Source organism: Corynebacterium sp. HMSC055A01, assembly GCF_001809405.1.
GTDB classification, from domain to species: Bacteria; Actinomycetota; Actinomycetes; order Mycobacteriales; family Mycobacteriaceae; genus Corynebacterium; species Corynebacterium hesseae.
This window is the reverse complement of sequence record NZ_KV797557.1, coordinates 88,900-113,039: the sequence shown is the minus strand read 5'-3', so window position 1 is coordinate 113,039 and position 24,140 is coordinate 88,900. Positions and strand designations below refer to the sequence as shown.

At 61.7% G+C, this 24,140-nt stretch carries 27 protein-coding genes; 15 read left to right on the top strand and 12 right to left on the bottom strand.

Annotated elements, in window-relative coordinates:
- Positions 1-278 precede the first annotated feature (278 nt).
- Positions 279-1,112: a hypothetical protein gene (locus HMPREF2604_RS04425; protein WP_246818369.1), complete on the top strand. Its 834-nt coding sequence runs from the start codon at positions 279-281 to the stop codon at positions 1,110-1,112.
- A gap of 35 nt (positions 1,113-1,147) precedes the next feature.
- On the opposite strand, the gene HMPREF2604_RS04420 is transcribed toward HMPREF2604_RS04425, so the two are convergent.
- Positions 1,148-2,200, bottom strand: a complete 1,053-nt coding sequence (locus HMPREF2604_RS04420) for a pseudouridine synthase (protein WP_083299169.1) — start codon at positions 2,198-2,200, stop codon at positions 1,148-1,150.
- Between HMPREF2604_RS04420 and HMPREF2604_RS14050 the strand changes: the two genes are divergently transcribed.
- The 4 genes from HMPREF2604_RS14050 to HMPREF2604_RS04405 all read left to right on the top strand — a co-directional run bounded on the left by HMPREF2604_RS14050 (position 2,136) and on the right by HMPREF2604_RS04405 (position 4,297).
- The gene (locus HMPREF2604_RS14050) at positions 2,136-2,282 is read left to right on the top strand and encodes a hypothetical protein (protein WP_167595824.1); all 147 of its coding nucleotides are present in this window, start codon (positions 2,136-2,138) and stop codon (positions 2,280-2,282) included. The genes HMPREF2604_RS04420 and HMPREF2604_RS14050 overlap by 65 nt on opposite strands.
- Positions 2,283-2,322: 40 nt before the next feature.
- Positions 2,323-3,219 (top strand): universal stress protein, encoded by an 897-nt coding sequence (locus HMPREF2604_RS04415; protein ID WP_070563504.1) that lies wholly within the window; start codon positions 2,323-2,325, stop codon positions 3,217-3,219.
- A gap of 140 nt (positions 3,220-3,359) precedes the next feature.
- Positions 3,360-3,620 (top strand): GlsB/YeaQ/YmgE family stress response membrane protein, encoded by a 261-nt coding sequence (locus HMPREF2604_RS04410; RefSeq protein ID WP_010188457.1) that lies wholly within the window; start codon positions 3,360-3,362, stop codon positions 3,618-3,620.
- A 68-nt stretch (positions 3,621-3,688) separates the two neighbouring features.
- Complete coding sequence (locus HMPREF2604_RS04405; protein ID WP_070563501.1) at positions 3,689-4,297, top strand: TetR/AcrR family transcriptional regulator; 609 nt, start codon at positions 3,689-3,691, stop codon at positions 4,295-4,297.
- On the opposite strand, the gene yidC is transcribed toward HMPREF2604_RS04405, so the two are convergent.
- Positions 4,254-5,240, bottom strand: coding sequence for a membrane protein insertase YidC (gene yidC, locus HMPREF2604_RS04400; protein WP_070532600.1), 987 nt, complete (start codon positions 5,238-5,240; stop codon positions 4,254-4,256). The genes HMPREF2604_RS04405 and yidC overlap by 44 nt on opposite strands.
- A 65-nt stretch (positions 5,241-5,305) precedes the next feature.
- Between yidC and HMPREF2604_RS04395 the strand changes: the two genes are divergently transcribed.
- Positions 5,306-6,064 (top strand): class E sortase, encoded by a 759-nt coding sequence (locus tag HMPREF2604_RS04395; protein WP_070563498.1) that lies wholly within the window; start codon positions 5,306-5,308, stop codon positions 6,062-6,064.
- A complete protein-coding gene (locus HMPREF2604_RS14045; protein WP_168162985.1) occupies positions 6,064-6,216 on the top strand; it encodes a hypothetical protein in 153 nt (50 codons plus the stop codon). Before HMPREF2604_RS04395 ends, HMPREF2604_RS14045 begins: the two co-directional genes overlap by 1 nt.
- A 55-nt stretch (positions 6,217-6,271) precedes the next feature.
- Here the strand turns inward: HMPREF2604_RS14045 and HMPREF2604_RS04390 are convergent, their stop codons facing one another.
- A complete protein-coding gene (locus HMPREF2604_RS04390) occupies positions 6,272-6,826 on the bottom strand; it encodes a DUF2020 domain-containing protein (protein ID WP_070563495.1) in 555 nt (184 codons plus the stop codon).
- On the opposite strand from HMPREF2604_RS04390, the gene HMPREF2604_RS04385 reads away from it, so the two are divergent.
- Together HMPREF2604_RS04385 and HMPREF2604_RS04380 are read left to right on the top strand one after the other, a co-directional pair.
- Positions 6,825-7,997 (top strand): sensor histidine kinase, encoded by a 1,173-nt coding sequence (locus tag HMPREF2604_RS04385; protein WP_070563491.1) that lies wholly within the window; start codon positions 6,825-6,827, stop codon positions 7,995-7,997. The two genes, HMPREF2604_RS04390 and HMPREF2604_RS04385, sit on opposite strands and share 2 nt — an antisense overlap.
- Before the next feature lie 36 nt (positions 7,998-8,033).
- Complete coding sequence (locus tag HMPREF2604_RS04380; protein WP_010188464.1) at positions 8,034-8,672, top strand: LuxR C-terminal-related transcriptional regulator; 639 nt, start codon at positions 8,034-8,036, stop codon at positions 8,670-8,672.
- On the opposite strand, the gene HMPREF2604_RS04375 is transcribed toward HMPREF2604_RS04380, so the two are convergent.
- Together HMPREF2604_RS04375 and HMPREF2604_RS04370 are read right to left on the bottom strand one after the other, a co-directional pair.
- A complete protein-coding gene (locus tag HMPREF2604_RS04375; RefSeq protein WP_070563488.1) occupies positions 8,669-8,986 on the bottom strand; it encodes a histone-like nucleoid-structuring protein Lsr2 in 318 nt (105 codons plus the stop codon). The two genes, HMPREF2604_RS04380 and HMPREF2604_RS04375, sit on opposite strands and share 4 nt — an antisense overlap.
- 195 nt (positions 8,987-9,181) lie before the next feature.
- Positions 9,182-9,814 carry a DUF6474 family protein gene (locus HMPREF2604_RS04370; RefSeq protein ID WP_070523907.1) on the bottom strand — a complete coding sequence of 211 codons (633 nt, stop codon included), beginning with the start codon at positions 9,812-9,814 and terminating at the stop codon, positions 9,182-9,184.
- A 75-nt stretch (positions 9,815-9,889) separates the two neighbouring features.
- Here HMPREF2604_RS04370 and HMPREF2604_RS04365 point away from each other — a divergent pair, with 75 nt between their 5' ends.
- Positions 9,890-11,326, top strand: a complete 1,437-nt coding sequence (locus HMPREF2604_RS04365) for a TM0106 family RecB-like putative nuclease (RefSeq protein WP_210384663.1) — start codon at positions 9,890-9,892, stop codon at positions 11,324-11,326.
- A gap of 120 nt (positions 11,327-11,446) precedes the next feature.
- On the opposite strand, the gene HMPREF2604_RS04360 is transcribed toward HMPREF2604_RS04365, so the two are convergent.
- Positions 11,447-12,739 carry a copper oxidase gene (locus HMPREF2604_RS04360; protein WP_070563485.1) on the bottom strand — a complete coding sequence of 431 codons (1,293 nt, stop codon included), beginning with the start codon at positions 12,737-12,739 and terminating at the stop codon, positions 11,447-11,449.
- Positions 12,740-12,750: 11 nt separating this feature from the next.
- Positions 12,751-13,902 (bottom strand): MFS transporter, encoded by a 1,152-nt coding sequence (locus tag HMPREF2604_RS04355; protein WP_070563483.1) that lies wholly within the window; start codon positions 13,900-13,902, stop codon positions 12,751-12,753.
- A 70-nt stretch (positions 13,903-13,972) separates the two neighbouring features.
- On the opposite strand from HMPREF2604_RS04355, the gene HMPREF2604_RS04350 reads away from it, so the two are divergent.
- A complete protein-coding gene (locus HMPREF2604_RS04350) occupies positions 13,973-14,845 on the top strand; it encodes a LysR substrate-binding domain-containing protein (protein ID WP_070563481.1) in 873 nt (290 codons plus the stop codon).
- On the opposite strand, the gene HMPREF2604_RS04345 is transcribed toward HMPREF2604_RS04350, so the two are convergent.
- The 4 genes from HMPREF2604_RS04345 to HMPREF2604_RS04330 all read right to left on the bottom strand — a co-directional run bounded on the left by HMPREF2604_RS04345 (position 14,842) and on the right by HMPREF2604_RS04330 (position 18,610).
- Positions 14,842-15,816: an ArsA family ATPase gene (locus tag HMPREF2604_RS04345; protein WP_070563479.1), complete on the bottom strand. Its 975-nt coding sequence runs from the start codon at positions 15,814-15,816 to the stop codon at positions 14,842-14,844. The genes HMPREF2604_RS04350 and HMPREF2604_RS04345 overlap by 4 nt on opposite strands.
- A complete protein-coding gene (locus tag HMPREF2604_RS04340) occupies positions 15,807-16,064 on the bottom strand; it encodes a cory-CC-star protein (protein WP_046647629.1) in 258 nt (85 codons plus the stop codon). Before HMPREF2604_RS04340 ends, HMPREF2604_RS04345 begins: the two co-directional genes overlap by 10 nt.
- On the bottom strand, positions 16,054-17,760 hold the full coding sequence (locus HMPREF2604_RS04335; RefSeq protein WP_070563477.1) for a carbon starvation CstA family protein: 1,707 nt from the start codon (positions 17,758-17,760) through the stop codon (positions 16,054-16,056). Before HMPREF2604_RS04335 ends, HMPREF2604_RS04340 begins: the two co-directional genes overlap by 11 nt.
- A gap of 247 nt (positions 17,761-18,007) precedes the next feature.
- Entirely contained in the window at positions 18,008-18,610 is a 603-nt protein-coding gene (locus tag HMPREF2604_RS04330; RefSeq protein ID WP_070523894.1) for a superoxide dismutase, read from the bottom strand.
- Between the two features lie 165 nt (positions 18,611-18,775).
- Between HMPREF2604_RS04330 and msrA the strand changes: the two genes are divergently transcribed.
- Positions 18,776-19,426, top strand: a complete 651-nt coding sequence (gene msrA / locus HMPREF2604_RS04325; protein WP_070563475.1) for a peptide-methionine (S)-S-oxide reductase MsrA — start codon at positions 18,776-18,778, stop codon at positions 19,424-19,426.
- 24 nt (positions 19,427-19,450) lie between these two features.
- Here msrA and HMPREF2604_RS04320 read toward each other — a convergent pair whose 3' ends face one another.
- On the bottom strand, positions 19,451-21,292 hold the full coding sequence (locus tag HMPREF2604_RS04320; protein WP_070563473.1) for an alpha/beta-hydrolase family protein: 1,842 nt from the start codon (positions 21,290-21,292) through the stop codon (positions 19,451-19,453).
- 140 nt (positions 21,293-21,432) lie between these two features.
- Here HMPREF2604_RS04320 and HMPREF2604_RS04315 point away from each other — a divergent pair, with 140 nt between their 5' ends.
- From HMPREF2604_RS04315 to HMPREF2604_RS04305, 3 genes are read left to right on the top strand one after another with little or no spacing between them, the layout of a single operon-like run.
- Positions 21,433-22,380 carry an L-lactate dehydrogenase gene (locus HMPREF2604_RS04315; RefSeq protein WP_070523884.1) on the top strand — a complete coding sequence of 316 codons (948 nt, stop codon included), beginning with the start codon at positions 21,433-21,435 and terminating at the stop codon, positions 22,378-22,380.
- The gene (locus HMPREF2604_RS04310; protein WP_070523881.1) at positions 22,380-23,084 is read left to right on the top strand and encodes a glycerophosphodiester phosphodiesterase family protein; all 705 of its coding nucleotides are present in this window, start codon (positions 22,380-22,382) and stop codon (positions 23,082-23,084) included. Before HMPREF2604_RS04315 ends, HMPREF2604_RS04310 begins: the two co-directional genes overlap by 1 nt.
- Positions 23,085-23,105: 21 nt before the next feature.
- A complete protein-coding gene (locus tag HMPREF2604_RS04305; RefSeq protein ID WP_070523878.1) occupies positions 23,106-24,035 on the top strand; it encodes a DUF5926 family protein in 930 nt (309 codons plus the stop codon).
- Positions 24,036-24,140: the final 105 nt, after the last annotated feature.

Genomic DNA, 24,140 nt, shown 5'->3' with positions numbered 1-24,140 from the left:
CACCAAACAACAAACAACAACTCAATACAACGACAAGGACCGTTGAAGCACGATTGCTTCAACGGTCTCTTTTTCGTTTTGCCAGCACTACCGGCATGCGTTACCACGTCTGCACTTCCAGGTCTGAACAAATAGCTTTTTAGTGACCGAGTCATGAGGGCCCTCCTCGGCACCACGTCTGTCGATGCTGGGGTGAAGTTGTTCTGTTCGTCTTCCTTGGCAGGGTCAGTTACAGTAGAGGCTGTGGTTATTGGTGTTGTTCGCGCAGACTGTCAAAGTTGGGGGCGTTGCGTTTGACCGACAAGTTTGACCTGTGGGAACTTCCCTATGAGGGAAAGACCGTCTATGTCCTGCTTGCAGCACGGGGCAAAGTTTCTGCTCTGGCGGACTCAGAAAGTGCTGAAAGTCTTGCTACCTCGGATGAGATTCAGACGCGGGTTTCGCAGTGTCCTACACCCCGTGGATTGATGGATAAGGTGCCGGCTGCATGTCTGATACGTGAGGGACAGGTTGTCTCTCGGGTGAAAGATATTGAGCATTCTTTGGTCTTGAGGGAGAAGCCGGCCCCAGGGTGGGAAGAGGACGGTCTGAGCCACTTCTTTGCGGGCAAGACTGTAGATGTCTTTGAGCCCGATAGTCGTTCAGCGCGGGTAAGACTCGGTGATGACCTTAAGCGGATCGACTTTCTTCCGGTTGCCAACGAGTCAGCACGGAAGAGGCGCGTTGACTTAGCCACACATCCCCACCGCGCGGGCGCGTGGGAACTCAGTAAGAAGTTCGCATTGGCGGCGCTGTCCTTTGTTCTTTTGCTTTTCGGGCCGGCGATTCGTGACCGACTAGAACCAGTGATTGAACCCGTGGCTAAGCGCGTTTCGGACCTGCATAGCCGGGGTGAGTTTTACGGCATGGTGTTTGAGTTCTTCCAGATTGACCATGTGATTGATTTTGCGGCGTCGCTGTTCAGTCCGATTGGCGCTGTCGTCGTTCCGGTCGCTGGCTTGGTGGTGGCCTACGTTGCCGGGTGGAAGGGCGCGCGGGACACGGGCACCTGGTGGGAGGCGGCCGGGCGTCCGCTTGGAAATGAACGCGAGATCCCGGCCTTCGAAAGGTAGGTCGAAGGCCATTGACAATGGTTAAATGTTCCTAATTACGGGCTCAATAAATGGTGGGTTCCAAGCGGTAGTTGAGAGGAGAATTCTCGGGGTCTGGCTGTGAATGGATCAACAAAAGAAATGTGTGTCGCCGTCAGGTGCATGGGAATCCGCATGTCTTCGGCCTCTGCAGGGAAAATGACCGGGTATATGGGGTCACCAATAATAGGGATGCCCGCCTGAAGCATGTGTAGCCGGAGCTGATGAGTCTTGCCGGTCTGTGGCTTGAGAGTGTACTTCGCTATCTCGGGAAGTGAACCGTGGATGGCTTCGTACGGTGCCTTATCTACTGGTTCCACGCCGCCGACCTCGGTGATGGCGTTGACTTCGCCCTCGACGATGCGACCTTGCAATTCCCCTGGGGTCTTCTCCATACGGGAGCGCCAGACGGTGCCGGGGGAGACGTCGGCAAGCGGGGCGATGGCTTCGTAAGTCTTGGTGACGCGGCGCTCGGCGAAGAGCGTTTGGTAGGCGCCCCGAACGGTGCGGTCCTTGGTGAAGACGAGTATGCCCGAGGTAAGCCGGTCCAGGCGATGCGCGGGGGAAAGCTCGTTGTTGCCTGTCATTCGGCGAAGGCGAACGGTGGCAGTCTCCGTGATGTGGCGGGCGCGAGGCATCGTAGCCATGAAGGGCGGCTTGTCGACGACCAAGAGGTGCTCGTCTTCGTGCAGGATTGGGATGTCGTATGGGACGGGTGTTTCGGGAGCCGGCATGCGGTAGAAGTACACCATCGCGTTGGTGGCGAGGGTGCTGTCGGGACTAAGCGGGGTGCCGTCTTGGGATACAACCTCGTTCGCTGTGAAGCGGGCTTGGAGGGCCGCGTCGTTATCGTCGGGGTGGCGGTGACGTTGGGTCACGATGAGGTCGTGCACAAAGTCCCACGCGGTGATGGGGCCTTCGACAACGCGGGCGTGAGTGGGGTTTAGTCCATCGCGGATAGGAAGTGGTGTTGCGCCACGCCCTTTTTGCGATATTCTTTGCCCCATGGATTTCAACTCTATTCTCGCGCCCGTCATCGATTTCTTCTCTAATGGTATCGGTGCCGTCATTCGTGATATTGCTGTGGCTGCCTACAACATTCTTTTCCCAGCGAATGCTGATGCCGCTACCGCCCCACAGGTCGGCCAGTAGGTATTAGACTGGAGGTGTAAGCACTTCGAAAGGAAAGGTCATGGCAAAGGAAGACATTGTCGTCGTCGCCGTTGATGGTTCGGAAGCGTCGAAGAACGCCGTCCGCTGGGCTGCAAATACTGCGGTGAAACGGGGTATCCCGCTACGTATCGCATCGAGTTACACGATGCCGCAGTTCCTCTACGCCGAAGGCATGGTCCCGCCGAAGGAGCTTTTTGATGACCTCCAGGCGGAGACCCTAGAGAAGATCGAGGAGGCCCGCGCCGAGGCTCACAAGATTGCCCCGGATCTGAAGATCGGCCACACCGTGGCTGAGGGCTCCCCTATCGACATGCTGCTGGAGATGTCCAAGGACGTCACCATGATTGTCATGGGCTCCCGCGGCATGGGCGGCCTGTCCGGCATGGTCATGGGCTCGGTATCTGCATCTGTGGTCTCCCACGCATCTTGCCCGGTGGTCGTGGTCCGTGAGGATAACCACGTCACCGAATCCACGAAGTACGGTCCCGTTGTTATCGGTGTCGATGGCTCCGAGGTCTCCCAGAAGGCAACGGACTACGCCTTCAAGGAAGCAGATGCCCGCGGCGCAGAGCTGATTGCCGTTCACACTTGGATGGACATGCAGGTTCAGGCTTCCCTGGCCGGCCTCTCGGCAGCCCAGGCTGAATGGGCTGAGGTGGAGAAGGAGCAGGCGGAGCTGCTGACTGAACGCCTCGCGGAGTTCCAGGAGAAGTACCCGGAAGTGCAGGTTAAGAAGGTTATCGCCCGTGACCGCCCGGTCCGTGCGCTGTCGGAGGCCTCCGAAGGTGCGCAGCTGCTCGTTGTGGGCTCCCACGGTCGCGGTGGCTTCAAGGGCATGCTCTTGGGTTCTACCTCCCGCGCGCTGCTGCAGTCCGCGCCGTGCCCGATGATGGTGGTTCGCCCAGACTCGGAGTAACTATCGCATAACCTCGCTATAACGATTCGGGACCATCCAGTGGATATGTGGTGGGCCCGGGTCGTTTTGGTGTTTTAACGCGTACGGTGGGAGGGTACGTAGATAAACGCTATTTACTGTTATTCAAAGGAGTGAGTGTCATGGGACTCGGTCTCGGTTTCTTTGGTTCGATTGTTGTTGGCATCATTGCCGGCTGGCTCGCTGAGAAGATTATGAAGCGTGACCAGGGGCTGTTCACCAACCTCATCGTTGGTGTTATCGGCGGCCTCATCGGTGGCGGATTGCTAGCGCTCTTCAACAAGAGCGTCGGCGATAGCTGGTTCCTGATGATCATTACGGCAACGGTCGGTGCATGTATCTTGCTGTGGATCGTGGGAGCCATTACGGGCCGCAAGAAGTAAAAATTCGCATACATACCGGTTTGTCTATATTGTATAGATGAACCGGTTTTGTCATGTAAGGAGAAGAAATGGCCGAAAAGAAGTCGCGTCGCAACCGCCCGAGCCCGCGCAGCCGACTACTTGAATCCGCCACGCGGCTCTTTACCACCGAGGGCATCCGCGTCATCGGCATCGACCGTATCCTGCGCGAGGCCGACGTGGCCAAGGCCTCGCTCTACTCCCTTTTTGGCTCCAAGGATGCCCTCGTTATCGCCTACGTTGAGGCCCTCGATGAGGAATACCGCGCTGATTGGCAGAGGCGCACCGAGGACGCGACCGATCCGGAGAGCAAAATCCTGGCCTTCTTCGATAAGGCCATTGAGGAACAGCCCTCCATGGAGTTCCGGGGCTCGCACTTCCTCAACGCGGCCGGTGAATACCCGCGTCCAGAGACGGATGCCGAGCGGGGCATCGTGGCCGCCTGTGTGGAACACCGCACGTGGATTCATTCCACAATCACAGCGTTGCTCAACGCCAAGAACGGCTACCCCTCAGAGGAGCAGGCGAGCCAAATTCTCATCTTCCTCGATGGCGGCCTTGCCGGCGCTCGCCTTACCCGCGACGTCGCTCCACTAGTAACCGCGAAGCAGCTGGCTATTCAGCTTCTCTCGGCGCCTCCTGCTGACTATTCGATTTAACAATTTTGCGTGCCTCCGCCACGATGGCCGAGTGGCGTTTGCGGGCAGCAGCAACCTCCTCTTTGTGGGCAGGGTCTTCCTTAAGGCGCTGTTTAGCGGCTTTCTTCTCTTTCTTCTTTTCCTTAGCCCGCCACCGCCGGATGCTGTCGCGCCGCTGTTCGTGGACGGCCTCCGGTAGGGGATAGCGACGGTGCAGGATCAATTCATATACCAAGGTCTGTAGCAGGGTAAAGAGGTAGGAGCAGCCCCAGTAGAAGATGATGGTCACGGGGATGGGGCCATGCCAAGCCACTTTCCACAGCATCCAGGGGATGAGAACCACCATGAGCGCCATGAACCACAGCAAGCGGCGCGGAATCTTCTGATCGAAGACCGTGGTAAGAAAGCCACGGTAGAGCGTGATGAGCGTGTTGAGGGAGGTGAACACGAGTGCCGCCACGAGCATCGGTAGGACCAAGTCGTGATGCTCGCGCGCGAAATCGGTGAGGGGGACGCCGAAGACGGTGGAGGTGCGGAAGGAGGAGACGTCGCCAAGCGTGAGCATCCCCACCGGTTCATTCGCGGAGCCTGACACCCGAAGAACCACCTGGTAGAGGCCAATGAAAGCCGGGATGATGAGGAAGGCGGGGAAACAACCCACCAGCGGATTGTGCTGGAAGCGCTCCTTGAGCTCGCGTTGCTGGGTGAGGATGTCGACAGCCTCATCGACCGAATCGGCCTGCGTGAGGTGTTCATTGAGTTCGGTCATCTCCGGGCGCATGAGGGCGCCGATGCGGCCCTGTTTCACGGAGAGCCAATTCAGCGGAGCGATGATGCCGCGGACCGTGAGCACGAGGAAGACGATGGTGAGGATCCACGCCATCGAGCCGTCAAGGAAGGAACCAAAAAGCAAGTGCCACAGTTTCATGATTCCGGAGACCGGGTACATGAAGATGTTGATCATCGCCTACTCCTCTTTCTGCAGGGTGATGGGGCACTTACACGTTACCGGGAGGCTAAGGTATGGGTATGCCCCACCCCACCGCGCGCACTCGGCCGACCGTAGGGACCGTCATCGGTGAGCTTATGCTGACGGCCGGCGTGCTTCTGCTTCTCTTTGCCTTTTATGAGTCCTATTGGACAAACATCGAGTCTGGTCACAAGCAGGACCAAGCCAACGAGACGCTGCAGGAAGAATGGCACAACCCACGCGGAGCGGGCCATGCCCCGAAGCTCGGTGAGGCCTTTGCGCGCCTTTATATCCCGGCCTTCGGCTCGGACTTCGCGTTCGCGGTTCTCGAAGGAACCGACGAAGACGATTTGTTGCGCGGGCCGGGGCACTATACCGACACGCAGATGCCTGGTGAGCCGGGCAATTTCGCGGTAGCCGGGCACCGTGTGGGCAAGGGCGCTCCCTTCAATGACCTGGGAAACCTGCAGGCTTGCGATGCCATCGTCATCGAAACCGCGACGGACTGGATTACCTACCGCGTGCTGCCTATCGAGGGGGCTGCGGGGGACTGCTTCAGCCCAGAGCAGCAAGCCAAGCCGGAATACCAGGCTGTACAGGGGCGCCATATCACCCTGCCGGGTGATGTGAGCGTGCTCCAGCCTGTTCCCGGGATGGAAGGGGCTGACCCCAGCGAATCCCTGCTCACCCTCACCACCTGCCACCCGCAGTTCTCCAATGCAGAGCGCATGATCATTCACGCGATGGAGACTGACCGGGAGGCTAAAGCACCCGGAGCAGATAACAATGCCCGCCCCGCCGTCTTGGAGGAGAACTAATGTATCGCGCACTCTGGAACCTGTTGCCCGGCCCCACCGTGGTCAAGGCGGTGTTGGCGCTGGCCCTCGCCGTGGGGGTTTTCTTCCTGCTCATGGAGGTGATTTTCCCCTGGGTAGCGGCGCAGATGCCCTATAATGACGTCGCCGTTTAGGCGTTAGTCGCTGTTTAGACCATTAAATGCTTAGGTCGTTACTGTGCTTAGGTCGTTACAGACCTAAGCGGTTGATTGCTTCCTGCGCTATGAGCTGGGGCTTGAGAGTCTGCAGCTGGTTTGACCACACCACCACGGCGTGGTTGTCCTTCTGGACGGCAAAGACCGAGTGATCCTCAAAGACGCCGCGCCCGCCGGACCACCCATCGAATTCGGCGAGCTCCGTATCCTCAACCGGTGCGGCCCAATCCACGACCGCGCGCGCCTCGTCGACGCTGGGCATCTGCCGGACTAGGACGGTAACCTGTGGTTCCTCGGGGTAGGACCAGAACACGCAGGCGGGGGTGCTAAAGCGCTTGTCGACGCCCCACCGGGTCATCCTCTGCCCATTCGTATCGGCCACCCACTGCGTGTCCAGGTAGGGGCAGTCTTCCCAGTCACTGACCTCGGCGGTAGCGTCCGTGGGCAGGCCATCGCCTGAGTTTGTGTCGGACGCGGGGCTGGCGGCCTCGGTGCTGGGGGCGGGGTCGGCTGCATCCGAACACCCCACCGCGGCAAAGCCTATGCCGATCAGGCAAGCGGCGAGTGGGGGAAGTAGGCTGTGGCGCATGACGTCCACACTAGACCAGCGCTCGGTTGAATCGGATGCACTGCGCAACGGTATCCACGTCCTGACGGCGACGCTGCTGGTGGTGGCGATATTTATGACGGTGCGCCTGCCGCTGTGGCAGGGCGTGCTCAACCTGCTGCTGTTGGTCTCCTTCGCGGTGGTGTACTTCGGGGGCTCGGCCTATATGGAGGCTCTGCCGCGCATCGCGCGCTATGGCTGGATGGTTATCCTCACGGTCTTGTGGTTAGCGGATATAGCGGTGGCGCCCGCGGCCATCTACCTCGTGTTCTCTCTGTACTTTGTCTACCTCTATGTGCTGGAGATGATCCCCGGCATCATCTGCGTGCTCGCGGCCACGGCGGTGACCATCCTGGTGCAAGTACCGGGCGGGCTCTCCTTCGGCGGCATCATGGGCCCGGCGGTATCGGCCTTGGTGACGATTGCTATTACCTATGCGTTCCGGGCGTTGAGCCGCATGAACCAGGAGTTGATGAAGACCCGGTCCCAGCTCGTGGAGTCCGAGCGCACGGCCGGCATGACCGCTGAGCGCCAGCGCATCGCCCACGAAATCCACGACACGCTGGCACAAGGTTTGTCCTCCATTCAGATGCTCCTGCATGCCGCTGACCGCGATCTCGCACAGGAGGATATCCCCAAGGCGCAGGAACGCATCGAACTGGCTCGGCGAACAGCGGCGGATAACCTCCACGAAGCGCGCGCCATGATTGCGGCGTTGCAGCCGGCGGCGTTGTCCGAAACCTCCTTGGGGGCGGCAATGACAAGGATGGCTGAGAATTTTGCGGCGACCGGTGGGCTCGACGTCTCAGTGGACGTAGAAGGCGATGCGCAACAGCTACCCATGAAGGTGGAAGCAGCGTTGCTGCGGATTGCGCAGGGAGCGGTGGGGAACGTCGTCAAGCATGCCCACGCCACGAAGGCTCGGGTGACCGTGACGTATGCGCCGGACGAGGTGCGCGTGGATGTGGTGGATAACGGCCAGGGCTTTGATGTGGAAGCGGTGGAAAATAAACCGGCGGGGCTGGGCCACATTGGTCTATCCGCCATGCGCCGGCGCGCGGCGGAACTCGGCGGCGAGGTCGTGGTTGAATCCACGCCGGGAACTGGCACGGCGGTCTCAGTTAGTGTGCCCTTAAACAACGATGTAGATTAGGAAATTGTCCACACCGTACCAATGAGGAGGAAGCCCGTGATTAGGGTCTTGCTTGCCGACGACCATGAGATCGTGCGCCTAGGTTTACGCTCGGTGCTCGAGGGGGCTGAGGACATCGAGGTTGTGGGCGAAGTCGCTACGGCCGAAGCCGCTGTGTCCGCAGCCCAAGCGGGTGGCATCGATGTTCTCCTCATGGACCTGCGTTTTGGTGCGGGGATCGAGGGCACGCGCGTCATGGGTGGCGCGGAAGCGACCGCCGCTATCCGCTACTCCATGGAGAATCCCCCCAAGGTGCTCGTGGTGACCAATTACGACACCGACGCGGATATCCTCGGCGCAATTGAGGCGGGCGCGGTGGGCTACCTGCTCAAGGACGCGCCGCCGGTAGAGCTGCTCGCGGCGGTGCGCTCGGCGGCGGAAGGTGATTCGGCGCTCTCGCCCGTGGTTGCTGACAAACTGATGACCCGCGTGCGTACGCCGCGCACCTCGCTCACCCCGCGCGAGCTCGAGGTGCTGAAGCTGGTCGCGGCGGGTTCCTCAAACCGTGAGATCGGGGTGGAGCTGATGCTGTCGGAGGCGACGGTGAAGTCTCACCTGGTCCACATCTATGACAAATTGGGCGTGCGCTCCCGTACCTCCGCCGTGGCGGCAGCACGCGAGCAGGGCGTTCTTTAGAGGTTGTTGGCGTCGCGGTACGCCAAGATGACGTCGTTGGGGATCTTGCCGCGCTCGGCCACCTCGTAGCCGTGCTTGGCGGCCCATGCGCGGACATCGGCCGGCTTGTAGCGGCGAGTGTCCTTCTTGACCGGGTGGCGGGCAGCCTTCACGAAGGGCTCCATGGCGGCGTGGAACTTGTCGGCATTCTCCTGCGAGACGTCGAGGAGGTAATCCTTACCGTCAACGCTGAAGCGGATAACGATCACTTCATCTTCGTTGAGGGGCGAATTATCAATATCGTCAAAAAACTGGGTGATTTCGCGGCGTGCCATGTTTCTCCATTCGAGTTCTAAACTGATTCTCCCGCTATTAACTATAGAACGAAAACAAATTCCGTGACAGCGTTAATATGCATTGCCAAAAAGGGGTTTTGAGCGCGAAAGAATAAGCCTTCGGGTCGCTTATCCTCCACCGTCTAAAAGCGGGGAAGGCAGCGGCCCGAAGGCGTAGAGAATCCGTGCGAGCGGCTATGCGCGCAGCTTGGACTGGATCTCGTCGTTGAGCGAGTCGATCTCACCGGAGATGGAGCGGTGCGCGCGCTGGCGCTGCTGATCGGTCATGTACTCGGCATTGTCGATCGCAGAATCAAGCTCGTTGAGGCGCTCCTTGACGTCGCGCTTGAAACCGGCGGGAAGCTGCGCATCCTTCAGCGAATTGCGGATACCGGCGGTGCGGGCCTTGAGCGGTGCGCCGTGGCCGGAGAAGGAGGCCAGCTGCTCGGCGCTGACGCCGGCCTTCTGCGCGCGCTTCTTCTCAACCTCGCGCTGGGCAACGGTGATGCCGCGGTAAAGGAGAGGCAAAAGAAGGGGTGCTGCGGTGCGCAGGGCGCCGGCATAACGCTTGACATTGTTCTTATTAAAGCGGCCTTCCTTAATGCGCTCGAGTTCCTTCTTGGCCATCTTGTATTCGTGCTTGCGGCGCTTCTTTAGGCCCTTTTCCTCGGACTTGATAAGCGCCTTTTCCTGACGGGCCAATAGCTTTTGCTGGCGGTGCTTGGCCTTATCCGCGGCCTTTACCTCTGCCTTTGCGCGGGTTTTGGCAGCCTTGATCTCGGCGCGGGCCTCACGGCGGGCCTTGCGGATCTTCTTCATAATGCCCATTGAAACGTCCTTAAACAATCTATCTTTAGGGTCTCGCTACAACTCTAGCAAGGTGGTCTACTAAGCTCACCTGCTGTGAAGGATGTGCTCGTCGCCACGGACCTCGTGGGCTGCCGTTATCGCTTGGTGCAGCGCCGCGCGCATCCCGAGATCCCGCGCACCGCGGTGAGCCAAGCTCGGGCGGAGCGCCACGCCGCGGCTATCGATGCCGCGCTCGCTCGCCTTCCCAAGAAGGGGCCTGGCCGTTTCCGCCGGATCGATCTGGAGGGGGATGATTTCGAGCGGGCGCTTGCCACGCTGGAGGCCCTAGCTCACGGTTACACACACATCACCAACGCCGTCTTTTCCACGTCGGAGTGGATGGTGCGCGTGGAGCTTCTGGTTCGGGATGGTGATAAGTACAGCCCCGTTATCGTCTCGGATCACCGCGTGGCCCGCCCACACGAGGGTGCGCGAACGCTGGTTGTCCCCACGCATCGCTTGGGGCTGAGTGAGCCGCTGCCGGCGAAATACAAGATTAAGCATCACGCCGTCGATGGCTACCGTTTAGCCTTGGCCGCGCGGGGTTTGGAGGACGTCGGTCTGAATTCTGGCAGGGGTGCGGCGATTGGACAGGACCGCAGCCAAGCTTTTGTCACGGATACCTCGCGCTTCGGCATCGATGAGGCGCTCGTACAGCCGCTTCCCGCTGGGCCGCGCCGCGTCAAGGAGTGCGCCTCCTGCCGCTTTTGGCCCTTGTGTAAGCAAGAGCTGGAGGCCCGGGATGATATCTCCCTCTTCCTGCCGGGCGACCGCGCTAACCCCTACCGCGAGCGCGGCATCACGACGGTGCAGGGGCTTATCGACGCCTCCCTCGGCGCCCCCTCCGCCCTTGCTGCTGCGTGGCGTGAGGGCGTCCCTTTGCTGCGGCGCGGCCGCATCAGCGTTCCCCGCGCAGATGTGGAAGTCGACGTCGATATGGAGGCCTACCTGGATCAAGGTGCTTACCTGTGGGGCGCGCTCCTGGACGGCGAGTACCACCCCTTTGTGACCTGGGATCCGCTGGGAGGGCGGTCCGAGGCGGAGAATTTCGCCGAGTTTTGGGAGTGGCTCATGGGGGTGCGCGCTGACGCGCATGCGGCGGGCAAGACCTTCGCGGCCTATTGCTACTCCGCCCACGGCGAAAACCATTGGATGCGCAGGTCCGCCCAGCGCTTTTCCTCTCCGAACCTGGAGGAGGTCGAGGAATTCATCTCCTCAGAGGAATGGGTCGACATGTTCGTCCATGTCAAGCGCAGTTTCGCTGGCACTGCGGGCCTGGGGCTGAAAACCGTGGCGCCCGTCGCTGGCTTTGAATGGCCGGAAGAGTTCGACGGCGAGGAATCCGTCAATGCCCGCCGCGCAGCCCTCGCCGGTGACGCGGACGCGCGTGCGCAGATTCTGCGCTATAACGCCGGCGATGTGCGCGCTACCCACGTGGTCCGCGAGTGGATGTCTCACGGCGCGCCGGGAGTGCCATCCCTCGAGCCCTAGATTCTCTCTGCCTTCCCGTGTGCAAGTCCCCAGACCTCGATCCCGCAACCTGCAGGGCGTCGCCAAGCGCTTGCCGACGCCCCACCACCCCGCAGCGTTGCGGGTTTCAGGTCTGGGGATCTACAGGATGAGGCTGAGTCCGCCGAGGATGATGAGCACCGCAAGGGCCACCCACACCTGGTCCCAGTCCGTGGTGGTCATGGGTGCTGGGCCTTCGGCCTTCTTGAGCAGCACGGCTTTCTGAGCCTTGACCGCGCGAGCGGTAAGTACGGGGATGATGGCCATGGAACCAAGACAGAGCAGGGAGGCGGCAACCATGGTGAGGGAACTGGAGGTGGCCAGCCACAGGGCAAGCCCGCCGTTGATGAAGACCGAGCGCCCCAGCCCCCAGCGGTTGTATTCGCGCAGGCCAGCCCGCACCGCTGAAGGGCCGCCGCCCATCGTGGTGGGCAGCATATAGCCCATGACGCCGATGAGCAGTTGGGCGCCAAACCCTACGACGAGCGCGAGCATGGGAATCTGTGGCTCGCTGGAGAAGAAGTGCTGGGTGGTGTAATACACCAGGCTGCCGAGCAGCCAGAAGCAGGAAAAGAGCACAGAAAGCGCCGGGAAGGTGATGCGCCCGCGTGGCTCTCGGAACACGGTGAGGGCATTGAGCAGCCAGCTCTGCAGGCTGAGCACCCAGCCGACGCAGTAGACGATCAGGCCCGCTTGCGGTACATTCCACGCGCTGCCGATCACGGTGGTCACCACGCCCAGCGCCAGCAGCGTGAAGCTCAGGCTCATGTGTGGGTTGATTCCCTTGGTGCGCCAGATAGATGGGAACAAGATGGTGAGTGAACCGGCGGCTGCGAGGCCGACGAAACCGCCGATGTTGGCGGCAACGTGTGCAATGAGCAGGCGCGGATGGGAGGGGTGTGTGGCGAGGAATGCACCAAGAGTAGCGCCCACGGCAAGGAAGAAGGCCGAGGCCACATAAGCTGCGACGACGGGGCGGAATCGTTTGGATTCCGCGCGGCGCCACAAAGCAAAGAGGGCCAAACCATGCCAGGACACCGCAAGAGCGACAAGCGTGGCGCCTATCTGTGTGAGCACCCAGTGGTGGCCCCAATATTCACTGAGGATTTGGCCCGCGAGGGTGAGGATAACGCCGGCATTCTGCAGATAAATCCGCGCGAGCTGGCGAGGGCGGGCCGACATCGGAACTTTGAGCTGCACGAATTTTTCGGTGAGGTGCTGGGACCACACCACGATGCTGTTGCTGAGGATGCCGAGCGTGAAAAGGTGGATGAGGACCCACCGGTAATTCGGGATAAAGGTATGGATTGCGCCCGCGAGGAGAAAGACCATCATCCACAGGCTGACCGGGCGGGATGCTTTCCTGTGCCATGTGCGCGGTGACCATTTGTCCATAAAACACGATTTTATCCGGTTTTTCTCACAACCCAACTCAACACCGCGATGCCCGCGGCGAGGGCGGTGTAGACGGCGATGAAGCCGGTCCACGACAGGGAATCAAAGAGCACGCCGGCCAGTGCACCCAGGATGGAACTGCCCAAGTAGTAGAAGAAGACATAGAGGCTGGAGGCCTCCGCGCGGTCGTGAGTAGCGATATGCCCCACCCACCCCGAGGCCGTGGAGTGCGCGGCAAAGAAGCCGATGGTGAATAACACGATGCCGAGCAGGGTGGGGATTAAAGAGCCCATGCATAGCGCGATGCCCACGGCAAAAAGCAGGCACGATAGGAGCAGCGTGTTGGCGTGGCCTACTTGTGAGACCAGCCGGCCGGCGCGCGCCGAGGACCACGTGCCGGTGAGGTAGAAGAGGAAGACCAAGCCAGCCAAACCGGGCGCGAGGTGGAAGTGGTTGATGAGCCTAAATGCCAGGAAGTTATAGAGGGACACGAAGGTGCCCATGGCCACGAAGGCCACGATGAATAAGGGGATGAGGCGGGTATCCCGGGCATGGCGGAAGATGGCTCGCAGCTCCGAGCGGAAGTGGATTTCCTTGCGCGTGAAATTCTGCTGGTAGGGCAGCAAAATAGCGGCGATGATGGCGAGGATGAGTGTGACCAAGCTGGAGCCGGCCAGGGCCCAGCGCCAGGAGGTGAGCTCGAGAAGCCCGGTGGGGATGAGGCGGCCAGTCAGCCCACCGATGGTGGTGCCGGCGATGTACAGCCCCATTGCCCGGGCGACGTAGGAGCTTTCGAGCTCCTCCGAAATCCAGGCCATGGCGGTAGCGGGTGCGCCGGCGATGACCGCTCCCTGGAGCGCGCGGGTGGCGATGAGGATCTCTGGATTGGGGGCAAGCGGCACGAGCATGCCGATGAGCGTGGCCGCGATGGTGGAAACAAGCAGCAGTTTTCCGCGACCGATGCGCTCGGAGATGATGGACACGGGGATGACACAAATGGCCAGCGCACCGGTGGCCGCGGAGATGGTCATGGCGGCTTCGGTGGGGGACATGCCCATGTCCTCCACCAAGGTGGGCAGCATGGCTTGGGTGGGGTAGAGGCAAGAAAAAATTGCCAGGCCCACGAAGAGCATGGCAATGGTGGCGCGCTGCGTTCTGGTCATGCATCAAGCATGGTCTAGCACGGATTATGTGTAAAATGTCCGAAAGTTACTTAAAGCATGCGAGGTGTGCATGAATCTGGAAGATGTGCGCGGCGTGGTCGCCGTGGCGGACCATGGACTCGTCGGCGCGGCTGCCGACGCCCTCGGGCTCTCCCAATCCGCGCTGACCCGCCGCGTGCAGCGCATCGAGGCGGAGGTGGGGGCCAGCCTCTTCGAGCGCAGCGGCCGGCGCCTGCGGCTGAATGCCCGCGGCCAGGCATTCGTGGAACACGCTCGGCGGATGTTGATGTCCGAAGCTGCCGCGCGCGATGCCGTTTCCCGCCTCATGGATCCGGAGCGCGGCACCGTGCGCCTTGATTTCATGCATTCCTTGGGCACGTGGATGGTCCCGGAGCTGCTCAAGGCCTATCGAGCTCAGCATCCCCACGTGGATATCCGTCTGCACCAGGGTGCGGCGCGCGAGCTCGTGGAGAGGGTAGCCGCCGGTGAGTCCGACTTGGCGTTGGTCGGCCCCCGTCCTACCGACCCCGGCCCGCTAGGGTGGCACCAGCTCAAACTGCAACGCCTAGGTCTAGCGGTTCCGGAAGGCCATTGGGCCGCAGGGCGAGACGGGGTGCGCATGGAAGACTTCCGCGATGAACCCTTCATTGGCATGCTGCCGGGCTATGGAACGCGCATGCTGCTCGACACCCTAGCGAGCGAGGCCGGCTTCACCCCGCGCCTCGTCTTCGAATCCATGGAGCTCACCACCGTGGCGGGCCTCGTGGCCGCCGGGCTGGGATCGGCTCTGTTGCCGCTCGATGACCCCTACCTCAAAGCCCGCAACCCCGTGCCCCTGCAGCCCGCGGCTTACCGCGAGCTAGGGTTGGTGTGGCGCGAAGGCGATGATGCCCCGCCGGTCGAGCATTTTAAGGACTTCGTCGTGGCACGCAGCGCCGACTAGATATCGAAGGGAAGCTCGGCGGCCAGAGCTGCGAGCGCCTCCGGGGTGGAGACCTCGTGGGGCAGCCAGGGGATGGTGTGCACCGGTTGGCCCGGCAGCTTCTCCGCGAGCAACTCGAGGGCCGCGTCCTCCGAAGCGCGGCGCTGCTGAAGGAACTGCTCTGCGCTGTCCGGGGTGCGGCGGTTGACCAGCAGCCCACCGCAGTGCACGCCATGGGAACTCAGGTCCGCGAAGAACTCGGCGGTTTCCAGCACCGGGGTGCGATCAGCGGTGAGGACGAGGAAGAAGGACGTGGTGGTTTCGTCGGAAAGCACGGCGCGCAAACGCTCGAAGCGGCGGCGGCGCTTGAGCAGCGTGGAGCGGATCTCCTGGTTGCGGCGGTCCACCGGATCCTGCGAGCTGGCGGATACCGCCTTCTCCGCCGAGGTCATGCCGCGCACCACCGCGCCAAACCTATCCGACGTTTCGCGCCGGGCCAGAAGCCCATCGGTATAGGCCGCCATGATTTCCGGCAGCGCCATGAGCCGCGAGGTGTGGCCGGAAGGAGCGGTGTCGACAATGATGTGCTCACACTCCCCGACGTCCTGCTGCTCTTCGATGAGTTCCGCTATGCGCTCCAGCATCGCCGCCTCGTGCGTGCCGGGCGAGTGCCGCGCGAGGTCCAGGTGCCGGTCGACCTCGCGGTGGAGGCGCTCCGGCATGAAGCTGCGCATCTGCTTGCCGACGCCCCTCAGGTGCTCCTCCGTTGCCCGCGCCGGGTCGATCTCGATGACGTTTAAATGGGGGCGGACGTTCGTGGGGACGTCGCCAAGCTCGGCGCCAAAGATGTGCCCCAGGTTGTGCGCCGGGTCCGTGGATACCAGCAGCACGCGTTTACCTTGTTGGGAGAGGCGCAGCGCGGTGGCGGTGGCCAGCGTGGTCTTGCCCACCCCGCCCTTGCCGCCGAAGAACATGATGGGGGCTAACAACATGAGATTCCATTCAAGGGTGAGCGCTCCATGCCCATGCGCGTGTGCCAGGCGTGGAAGTCTTCATACATCAGCGGCAGTAACTCCAAGGTGTAATAGCTAGCGGGATTCGGCAGGCCGAGAGCCTCCGAGAGGATAAGCAGCATGAAGAGATCATCTTCCTCCTGCTGTGCCTTGGCAAAGGAACGCCGATAGGGCGCGGAATAGAACTCGTCGAGACCGCGCCCGAAGGCTTTGAGTTTATCGAGCATTGACCGGCAGGGGAGGTTCGATGTCTTCGTCCTTCCACACCACCTGCGGGGCCTTGCGCGCGCGGGAGATGGCGGCGATGGACTCGGCGATAACCCAGATAGCGGCGACGATGATGACGGCATCGATGACGAGGAGGAGCCAGTTTCCGGCCTGGAACAGCGTCTTGAGCTGCAGCACCGCAGCCCACAGGGACATGATGGTGACGAAGACCAGCGGGATCAGCACCGGCCAGGTCGGGCGGCGCAGCTGGGTGAGGATGACCACGATGATGGACAGCGTGAGGCCGGCCATGAGCTGGTTGGTCGTGCCGAAGAGCGGCCAGATGAGCATGCCGCCGGAGCCGTCAACGCCGGTGGAGAAGGTCAGGCCCAATGCGCAGCCGACGGCGATAATGGTGGCAGCCAGACCGCTGAGCTTGATGCCCATGAGTTCGGCGGCCTCCGAGACCACCATGCGCTGCAGACGCACGCCGGAATCCATCGTCGTTGCCGCAAAGAGAACAGCCATGGTGGCCAGGATGGTGGCGGAGAGTGAGGTGGGGATGCCCAAACCTTCGTTCATGAGGGCACCGCCGCCCTGCACGAAGGCATCGACGCCTCCGGCATTCCATTCGTTGTAGACGGCCTCCCAATCGGCGGCTGTCTTGAAGCCGGCCGTGGTGGCCACGATGGTGCCGAGTGCGAGGAGGCCCTCACCCACGGCGCCGAAGTAGCCGACGAAACGGGCGTCGGTTTCCTTGTCCAGCTGCTTGGAGGAGGTGCCGGAGCTCACCACGCCGTGGAAGCCGGAGACAGCGCCGCAGGCAATGGTGACGAAGAGCAGTGGGAAGATTCCAGGCGTGTTGTCCGGGACGTGATCCGAGACGGTGGGCGCAACGATTTCTGGGCGGGTGACGAGGAAGGAACCGTAGAGGATAATGAGGCCCACGAAGAGCTGCAGGCCATTGATGTAGTCACGCGGCTGCAACAGGACCCACACCGGAAGCAGGGAGGCGATAAAGGCGTAGACGAAGAGCAGGATGATCCACACGCCGCGGTCCGGGATGCCCAGGACGGTTTCCGGCAGGGCCAGCGGGACGCGGTCACCGATGATCATCAGCGCGTACAAAGCGGCGACGCCCACGATGGAGACGATGGTCAGGTTCCAGCGAAAACGGTAGATAGCCTGGCCGATGAGCAAAGCGACGAGGATGGCGCCCCACGTGGGGATGACGGCGGTTGGTGTGGAAATCAGCAGGTTGGAGATGACCACGGCGAAGGCCGCGTTGACCATGAGCAGCAGCAGGAAGATGACGACGAGGAAGAGCGCGCGCCCGCGGGCGCCGATATAGCGCCCAGAGAGCGTGCCGATGGACTGTCCGCGGTGGCGCTGGGAAGCCCACAGCGCGCCCAAGTCATGCATGCCGGCGAAGAAGACCGTGCCCAGCGTGACCCAGAGGAAGGCTGGCAGCCAGCCCCAGATCACGGCGACGGCGGGGCCGATGATGGGTGCTGCGCCCGCAACCGAGGTGAAGTGGTGGCCCCACAGCACGTACTTGTTGGTGGGGACGTAGTCGACGCCATCCTCCATGGTGTGGGCCGGCGTGGAAAAGCTATCGGAGAGCTGATACACCTTCGAGGCAAGAAAGCGCGAGTACAGCAGGTAGCCCGCCAGCATCATGGCGAGTCCGATAAAGACGAGAAGAAGTGAGTTCACAAAACCACCTGAAGAGAGTCAGTTGAGATGTCACATTCATATGTGCGGTGGTGTGAATTATGCCATAGCAGTTTTGTGAAAGGGGGTTTAATTTCTAAATCCCTATAGGGAAGGGTGGGGCAGAAGGGGTGTAGTCCATCGCCGCTTATGGTCTGTAGGTGGATGAAAACGCGAAACCGCGCCGGGCCTCAACGAAGAGGTCCCAGCGCGGGTTGAAGCTACGTGGCCTTAAAGGAGGCCGTCGTGCTTACTTGGTAGCAGCAGCGTAACGCTCGGCAACGTCGTCCCAGTTGAAGACGTTCCATACGGCCTTAACGTAGTCAGCCTTCACGTTCTTGTACTGGAGGTAGAAGGCGTGCTCCCACATATCCAGCATCAGCAGCGGGGTGAAGTTCACGGAGATGTTGCCCTGCTGATCGGTGAGCTGCTCAATAACCAGGCGACCAGCAACGTGGTCATAGCCCAGCACTGCCCAACCGGAGCCCTGCAGGCCGGTGGCAACGGCGGAGAAGTGAGCCTTGAACTTCTCGAAGGAACCGAAGTCACGGTTAATAGCCTCAGCCAGCTCGCCGGTGGGCTCGCCGCCGCCGTTCGGGGAGAGGTTCTTCCAGAAGATGGAGTGGTTGGTGTGGCCACCCAGGTTGAAGGCCAGGTTCTTGGACAGAGCGCGGATGGCGTCAGCATTAGCCTCGCCGTTGCGCTGCTCCTCCAGAGCCTCGAGCGCAGCGTTAGCGCCAGCAACGTAGCCAGCGTGGTGCTTGGAGTGGTGCAGCTCCATGATCTCAGCGGAGATGTGCGGCTCCAGGGCATCGTATGCGTAGTCGAGTTCCGGAAGTTCGTAAACAGCCATTTGTTTCATCCTTTCTTTGGGGTACGAGGCCCCATGGTAGGGCCCGGATGAGAATTTGGCCACAATAATTTTTCTATGGGAGTCGCCGTGAACAAAAACCTGGATTGCGGGCAGTGCGGCGGAGTATAAGAGGGAGGACAACGCTAAGTGTAAGGAGAACCCAGCATGTTTCTTTTCAAGCCAGAACCCACGCTGGTGGCAGCTAAGGACGCTCTTCCCGGGCGCGCGGAGCCTGTTCTTGAGAACCCGCAGCCCCACGCGGTCCTGGGCACTCCGATTACCGGCCCATGGAAAGAGGAGCAGAAATCCCTCATCATTGCCATCGGTTGTTTCTGGGGAGCCGAGAAGATGTTCTGGGAGACCGAAGGCGTGGAGGCAACCTCCGTGGGCTATGCGGGCGGCACCACGCCAAACCCCACCTACTACGAGGTCTGCCGCGGGCTGACCAACCATGCGGAGTCTGTGCAGATTACCTATGATCCACAGCGCGTGAGCCTGCGCGACCTTGTGGTTAAGGCCTTGGAAGCTCACGACCCCACCCAGGGCTTCCGCCAGGGCAACGACGTGGGCACGCAATACCGCTCGGCCTTCTACCCAGAGACTGAGGAGGAACGCGCCGAGATTCAACAGCTCGTGGATTCCTACGCGGGCAAGCTTGCCGACGCCGGCTTCGGCGCCACCACCACCGAAGTCACCCTCCTCAGTGAGACGGACTCAGGCCAGTACTACCTGGCTGAGGACGAGCACCAGCAGTACCTGCACAAGGTACCCAATGGCTACTGCCCGCACCACAGCACCGGTGTGAAGTGCGGCTAGAGCTGCTTACGGACGTGAGTCCGGCTAGAGCTGTTTGCGCACGTGCGTGCGGAAATCGGAAGGTTTATTGAGCTGGTCGCGCTCCACGAAGACCCGCATGCGCTCGGCTAATTCCGGGGTGAGTTGAGTGCGCGTTTGGGATCCAAGGACGGAATCCCAGTACCAGAAGGTCTCCTCGAAGTAGTTGTGCCCGTGGCCGCCGGGCACGTTGAGGGAGTTGATCTGGTCCAGGGCCACCTGCCAGAAGGTAATGAACGGGTGCCAACGCAGATTCTTAAAGGTATCCGCGTACAGGGTCTGCGGGGTGGGCTCGTGGATCCAGTTGGGGCGGGCGTAGATGAGCTTGCTGTCCCACCACACGATGGCATCGGAAGCATGTTGCCCCACCGCCACGCGCGGGCGTTCCCAGCGGCCATAAGGTTCGCCGAATGCGTCGTGCTCCATGTGGGCGGGAACGGCGGCGAAGCGGAGGTGCCGGCCGCCGTCGATAAGCGGCAGGCGTTCCAGGGAACCGCGTTCGCGGTGCAGGCGCCGCATGAAGCTGGTCATCCGCGGGGGTCCGGTGAATACCGCACCATCGCAGGCGGCGAGGAGTTCCTCGAGCGTCTCAAAGTTCTCCACGATGGCATAGCAGCCTAGGGACTCGCCGCTGAAATACAGCTTGGGGCGGTTGTCCTCGGGGAGGAGCTCGAGGCGGGCATGGACGGCCGCGATGAGCTCGCGCGCAAAGGTGCGGGAGAGGTTCTTGTCCACCAGGTAGGAAAACATGGAAGGCAAGTAGTCGAATTGCAGGGCCACGGTGGCGCAATTGCCCCGCGTGAGGAATTCGTAGCCGCTGACCGCATAGTTATTGATCCACCCTGAGCCGGAGGGCATTTGCAACACGATCGTGTCGCGGTGAAACGCGCCCGTGCGGTCCATCTCCGCCACCGCGTGGCGTGCGGCGGCGTGCGGGCCGCGGCCGCGAATGAGTCCGATATAGATGCGAATTGGCTCGTGGGCGCGCTCGAAGTGCATGACCTCCTTGATGTCCTGGGCGCGCGGGCCGCGGTCAAGAAACGCTCTGCCCTGTGAGCCGACGGCCGTCCAAGGCTCATGGGACCACGGGCTGCCAGAACGCTCCGGCTCCCACGGCATGGCGGAGCCCGGATATACCAGCTTGTTGAGCGCCAGGCCTTGGACGGAGGCCTTGCGGAGCAGGCGACGCCACACCATCCGGTCGCTGACCAGGGCGGTGGCGAAGCCGACCGCGCCGCCGGCTAGCGGCCAGGCAATCCACCTGGGCAGCCAGCGCTGGACCTGGAGGGACAGCTGAGTGACGGTGAGCTGGGCTGCCTCCCCCACAACGAGCAAGGCGCCGTAGCCTGCCGTGCCCACGGCCATGCCCAGTGCTGCGGACTGCGGGCCGCGGTCATTGAGCTTTCCCACGAGCCGGGCTTGCTCCGTCTGATTGCGCAGGGAGCGTATGCCTGCGATGAGCGTGCCAACCCCCAGTGCGTAGTAGGAATAGCGCCGAGTGGTGGGGCCGACGCGGTCCTGGGGGCGGCGGCCAGCGTGGTGCAGCGCGCGCTTGGCAGCGAAGGCCGCGGTGGTCGCGGCGAGGTGTCCAGCGCCTTGGCCGATGGCCACGTTGGCGGCGGTGACCCACCACGGGCGGGGCAAAAGGGAAGGGGAGACGGCTGCCCACGTTGCGACTTCGGCGCCGAAGAGCCCGGGCCACATGTTTTGTGGCAGGCGCCGCCGGCCAGTCATGCGCATGCCGGGCGTGAGATCGCTGATGATCTCCAAGGAAAAGATTGCAGCCTGAAGGCCCGTGCGGGCGGTTCTGAGTGCGATGCGGCGCGCAAGTTGACGCATGCTGGCCATTGAACCAGCTTTAGGTGCGACGTGCAGCGCAGCCTCCATAGATGTCCGATCGGACATGAAAATGTGAGATCGGACTACTGGGTCTGTGAATTCGGGCGCATAACGAGCAAAATTCGGACATTGGGGGCACAATAGGAGGCATGGGAAATCATGTTGGAAACAAAGTAGTACTCATCGGAGCTGGCGACGTTGGAGTTGCTTACGCCTACGCTCTGGTCAACCAGGGAACTGTTGACCACCTGGCCATCATCGACATCGACGAAAAGAAGCTCGAGGGCAACGTCATGGACCTCAACCATGGTGTTGTCTGGGCCCCGTCCCGCACCCGCGTGACCAAGGGCACCTACGAAGACTGCAAGGACGCCTCCATGGTCGTCATCTGCGCCGGCGCCGCTCAGAAGCCCGGCGAGACCCGCCTGCAGCTCGTGGACAAGAACGTCAAGATCATGAACTCCATCGTGGGTGACGTCATGAAGAACGGCTTCGACGGCATCTTCCTGGTCGCCTCCAACCCGGTGGACCTGCTGACCTACGCGGTGTGGAAGGCCTCCGGCTTCCCGCACGAGCGCGTCATCGGCTCCGGCACCGTCCTGGACTCGGCCCGCTACCGCTACATGCTCTCTGAGATGGATGACGTGGCACCGACCTCCGTCCACGCCTACATCATCGGCGAGCACGGTGACTCCGAGCTGCCGGTCGTCTCCTCCGCCAACATCGCTGGTGTCTCCCTGTCCCATCGTTCTGAGAAGGACCCGGGCTACAACGAGCGCATCGAGAAGATCTTCGAGGACACCCGCGACGCCGCCTACCACATCATCGACGCCAAGGGCTCCACCTCCTACGGCATCGGCATGGCCCTGGCCCGTATCACCCGCGCGGTCATCCAGAACCAGGCCGTCGCACTTCCTGTCTCCGCTTACCTGCAGGGTGAGTACGGCCACGAGGATGTCTTCATCGGCACCCCGGCCATCGTTGACCGCTCCGGCGTCAACCGTGTTATCGAGCTGGCCCTCGATGACCACGAGAAGGAGCGCTTCGAGAACTCCTTCAACACGCTCAACACCATCAAGGAAGAAATCTTCGGCTAGTGAAGATTGTCGCCCACAGGGGATACTCCGGGAAATATCCGGAGCTATCCCCTCTTGCCTTTGAAAAAGCGCTCGAGCTTCCCATTCACGGCATCGAGTGCGATATCCGCCTGAGCAGCGACGGCAAGGTGGTGGTTCACCACGATCCCACGCTGGACCGCACCACGAATGGCTCAGGCCGAGTGTCTCGCATGACATGGGAGGAGCTGCGCCGCCTCAAGATCGGTGGTGGCCAGCGCATGCTGCTTCTCGACGAGCTCCTCGAGATGCTCGGCGATAAGAAGCATCACCTCTACATCGAGACCAAGCATCCCTCGGGGCAGGGCGACATCCTAGAAGAACAGATGGTGCTGCGGTTGCGCTACGCAGGGCTTGTCGACGACCCCCGGATCCACATGATTTCCTTTTCCCACCGGGCCATCCGTCGAATGGCGGCGCTCGCCCCGCATATCGACCGCATCTACTTGCGCCGCGATTGGGAGCGCCATTTCAACCGCCCAGATATCTTGTTATCGCAGCCCACGGGCCTGGGCATGTCGCTGTTGCGCGGCAAGCTCCAACCAGGTGCCATTGGTGCGCATGGTCTGCCCACGTACATGTGGACCATCGATAAACCTGAGGATATGAAGTGGGCGTGGGCCAATGGGGTGGATATTCTCGCCACGAACCAGCCGGAAGTGGCCCTGCATGCCATTGAGCTGTAATGAACAGGTAAGTTGTTCAGTATGGCCAAGAAGAAAAAGAAGAACGAACAGCTGCCGGAGGGCATGTCCCGCCGCCAAGCTAAGCTCGCTGCCCGCGCCGCCGAGCGCGCTGCCCTGGAAAAGGACCCCCGCCCCTTCGGTGGGCTCGCCGCTGAGGCTAGCCTCGTCGCCCTGCAGGAATTCGTTCCTTCCGCAACGGCGAAGCTGTCTGTGAAAGGCTTTGACAAGGACGTTTACGTCTCCACCGTGCTGCCCGGTGCTACCGCGGCACTCATCCGTGATGAGGAGTCCGGCGGCGAGGCCTTCGTGGGCCTGCAGGTGCAGTCCCACACGCATAACCCGGGCCGTGACCTGGCTTTCGCCCTGAATTGGGTGAAGAACAACGCGCCGGGTTCCACTCTCGAGTCCACCGCTGCTGATGGCTCCCAGCCGGAGCTCAAGGAGCTGCTTGAGGAGGACGCCGAGCTCGAGATCAACGTCTACCAGGACTTCGCGTGGTGGATGCCGGAAGGCGCGCAGGTTCCTCCGCAGATGGCGCAGGCCCTGCAGCGTGCTAACGATTCCGTCATCGAGTCCTACCAGGTGGGCCAGGAGGCCGAAGGCTTCGTGGGTACCGCCTTCTGGGCTAATGCCGGCGGCGGCAAGGCGCACATCCGCTGGGTCCGCCCCTGCGATGACGAGAATGCTTTCCTTAACGCCCTCGCGCGCATCGCCGCTCGCGGTGAGCTCAACCTGGGAGAGAACACCAAGTTTGCCGGTGTCTTCCGTACCCACGGCCTCATCGCTCCGGTCTTCGACCTCGATCCGGAGGTTGCGCACGATTCCTACGAGGCAGAGTTGTCTCGCGTGAACAAAGCTCTGGAGGAGGAGATCTCCAACGACGCTAACCTCGACGCCGATGAGCGCAAGCAGCTGCAGAACATTAAGTCCCGCCAGGTAACGCTGCGCTAGTATCTCGGTGCCTTCGCCCCCCGAGGCGCGGGTACGAAACGATCAAATAAGGCTCCGAAACCATGTGGTTTTGGAGCCTTATTTGATCGAAACGACCGGCCGAAG

What these genes read in the sequence shown, in the direction of transcription:
- HMPREF2604_RS14050 (WP_167595824.1), top strand. Translation starts at nt 2,136, where the DNA reads ATGGATTTCAACTCTATTCTCGCGCCCGTCATCGATTTCTTCTCTAAT.
- HMPREF2604_RS04420 (WP_083299169.1), bottom strand. Translation starts at nt 2,200, where the DNA reads ATGACGGCACCGATACCATTAGAGAAGAAATCGATGACGGGCGCGAGA.
- HMPREF2604_RS04415 (WP_070563504.1), top strand. Translation starts at nt 2,323, where the DNA reads ATGGCAAAGGAAGACATTGTCGTCGTCGCCGTTGATGGTTCGGAAGCG.
- HMPREF2604_RS04410 (WP_010188457.1), top strand. Translation starts at nt 3,360, where the DNA reads ATGGGACTCGGTCTCGGTTTCTTTGGTTCGATTGTTGTTGGCATCATT.
- HMPREF2604_RS04405 (WP_070563501.1), top strand. Translation starts at nt 3,689, where the DNA reads ATGGCCGAAAAGAAGTCGCGTCGCAACCGCCCGAGCCCGCGCAGCCGA.
- yidC (WP_070532600.1), bottom strand. Translation starts at nt 5,240, where the DNA reads ATGATCAACATCTTCATGTACCCGGTCTCCGGAATCATGAAACTGTGG.
- HMPREF2604_RS04395 (WP_070563498.1), top strand. Translation starts at nt 5,306, where the DNA reads ATGCCCCACCCCACCGCGCGCACTCGGCCGACCGTAGGGACCGTCATC.
- HMPREF2604_RS14045 (WP_168162985.1), top strand. Translation starts at nt 6,064, where the DNA reads ATGTATCGCGCACTCTGGAACCTGTTGCCCGGCCCCACCGTGGTCAAG.
- HMPREF2604_RS04385 (WP_070563491.1), top strand. Translation starts at nt 6,825, where the DNA reads ATGACGTCCACACTAGACCAGCGCTCGGTTGAATCGGATGCACTGCGC.
- HMPREF2604_RS04390 (WP_070563495.1), bottom strand. Translation starts at nt 6,826, where the DNA reads ATGCGCCACAGCCTACTTCCCCCACTCGCCGCTTGCCTGATCGGCATA.
- HMPREF2604_RS04375 (WP_070563488.1), bottom strand. Translation starts at nt 8,986, where the DNA reads ATGGCACGCCGCGAAATCACCCAGTTTTTTGACGATATTGATAATTCG.
- HMPREF2604_RS04370 (WP_070523907.1), bottom strand. Translation starts at nt 9,814, where the DNA reads ATGGGCATTATGAAGAAGATCCGCAAGGCCCGCCGTGAGGCCCGCGCC.
- HMPREF2604_RS04360 (WP_070563485.1), bottom strand. Translation starts at nt 12,739, where the DNA reads ATGGACAAATGGTCACCGCGCACATGGCACAGGAAAGCATCCCGCCCG.
- HMPREF2604_RS04355 (WP_070563483.1), bottom strand. Translation starts at nt 13,902, where the DNA reads ATGACCAGAACGCAGCGCGCCACCATTGCCATGCTCTTCGTGGGCCTG.
- HMPREF2604_RS04350 (WP_070563481.1), top strand. Translation starts at nt 13,973, where the DNA reads ATGAATCTGGAAGATGTGCGCGGCGTGGTCGCCGTGGCGGACCATGGA.
- HMPREF2604_RS04345 (WP_070563479.1), bottom strand. Translation starts at nt 15,816, where the DNA reads ATGTTGTTAGCCCCCATCATGTTCTTCGGCGGCAAGGGCGGGGTGGGC.
- HMPREF2604_RS04340 (WP_046647629.1), bottom strand. Translation starts at nt 16,064, where the DNA reads ATGCTCGATAAACTCAAAGCCTTCGGGCGCGGTCTCGACGAGTTCTAT.
- HMPREF2604_RS04330 (WP_070523894.1), bottom strand. Translation starts at nt 18,610, where the DNA reads ATGGCTGTTTACGAACTTCCGGAACTCGACTACGCATACGATGCCCTG.
- msrA (WP_070563475.1), top strand. Translation starts at nt 18,776, where the DNA reads ATGTTTCTTTTCAAGCCAGAACCCACGCTGGTGGCAGCTAAGGACGCT.
- HMPREF2604_RS04320 (WP_070563473.1), bottom strand. Translation starts at nt 21,292, where the DNA reads ATGGCCAGCATGCGTCAACTTGCGCGCCGCATCGCACTCAGAACCGCC.
- HMPREF2604_RS04315 (WP_070523884.1), top strand. Translation starts at nt 21,433, where the DNA reads ATGGGAAATCATGTTGGAAACAAAGTAGTACTCATCGGAGCTGGCGAC.
- HMPREF2604_RS04305 (WP_070523878.1), top strand. Translation starts at nt 23,106, where the DNA reads ATGGCCAAGAAGAAAAAGAAGAACGAACAGCTGCCGGAGGGCATGTCC.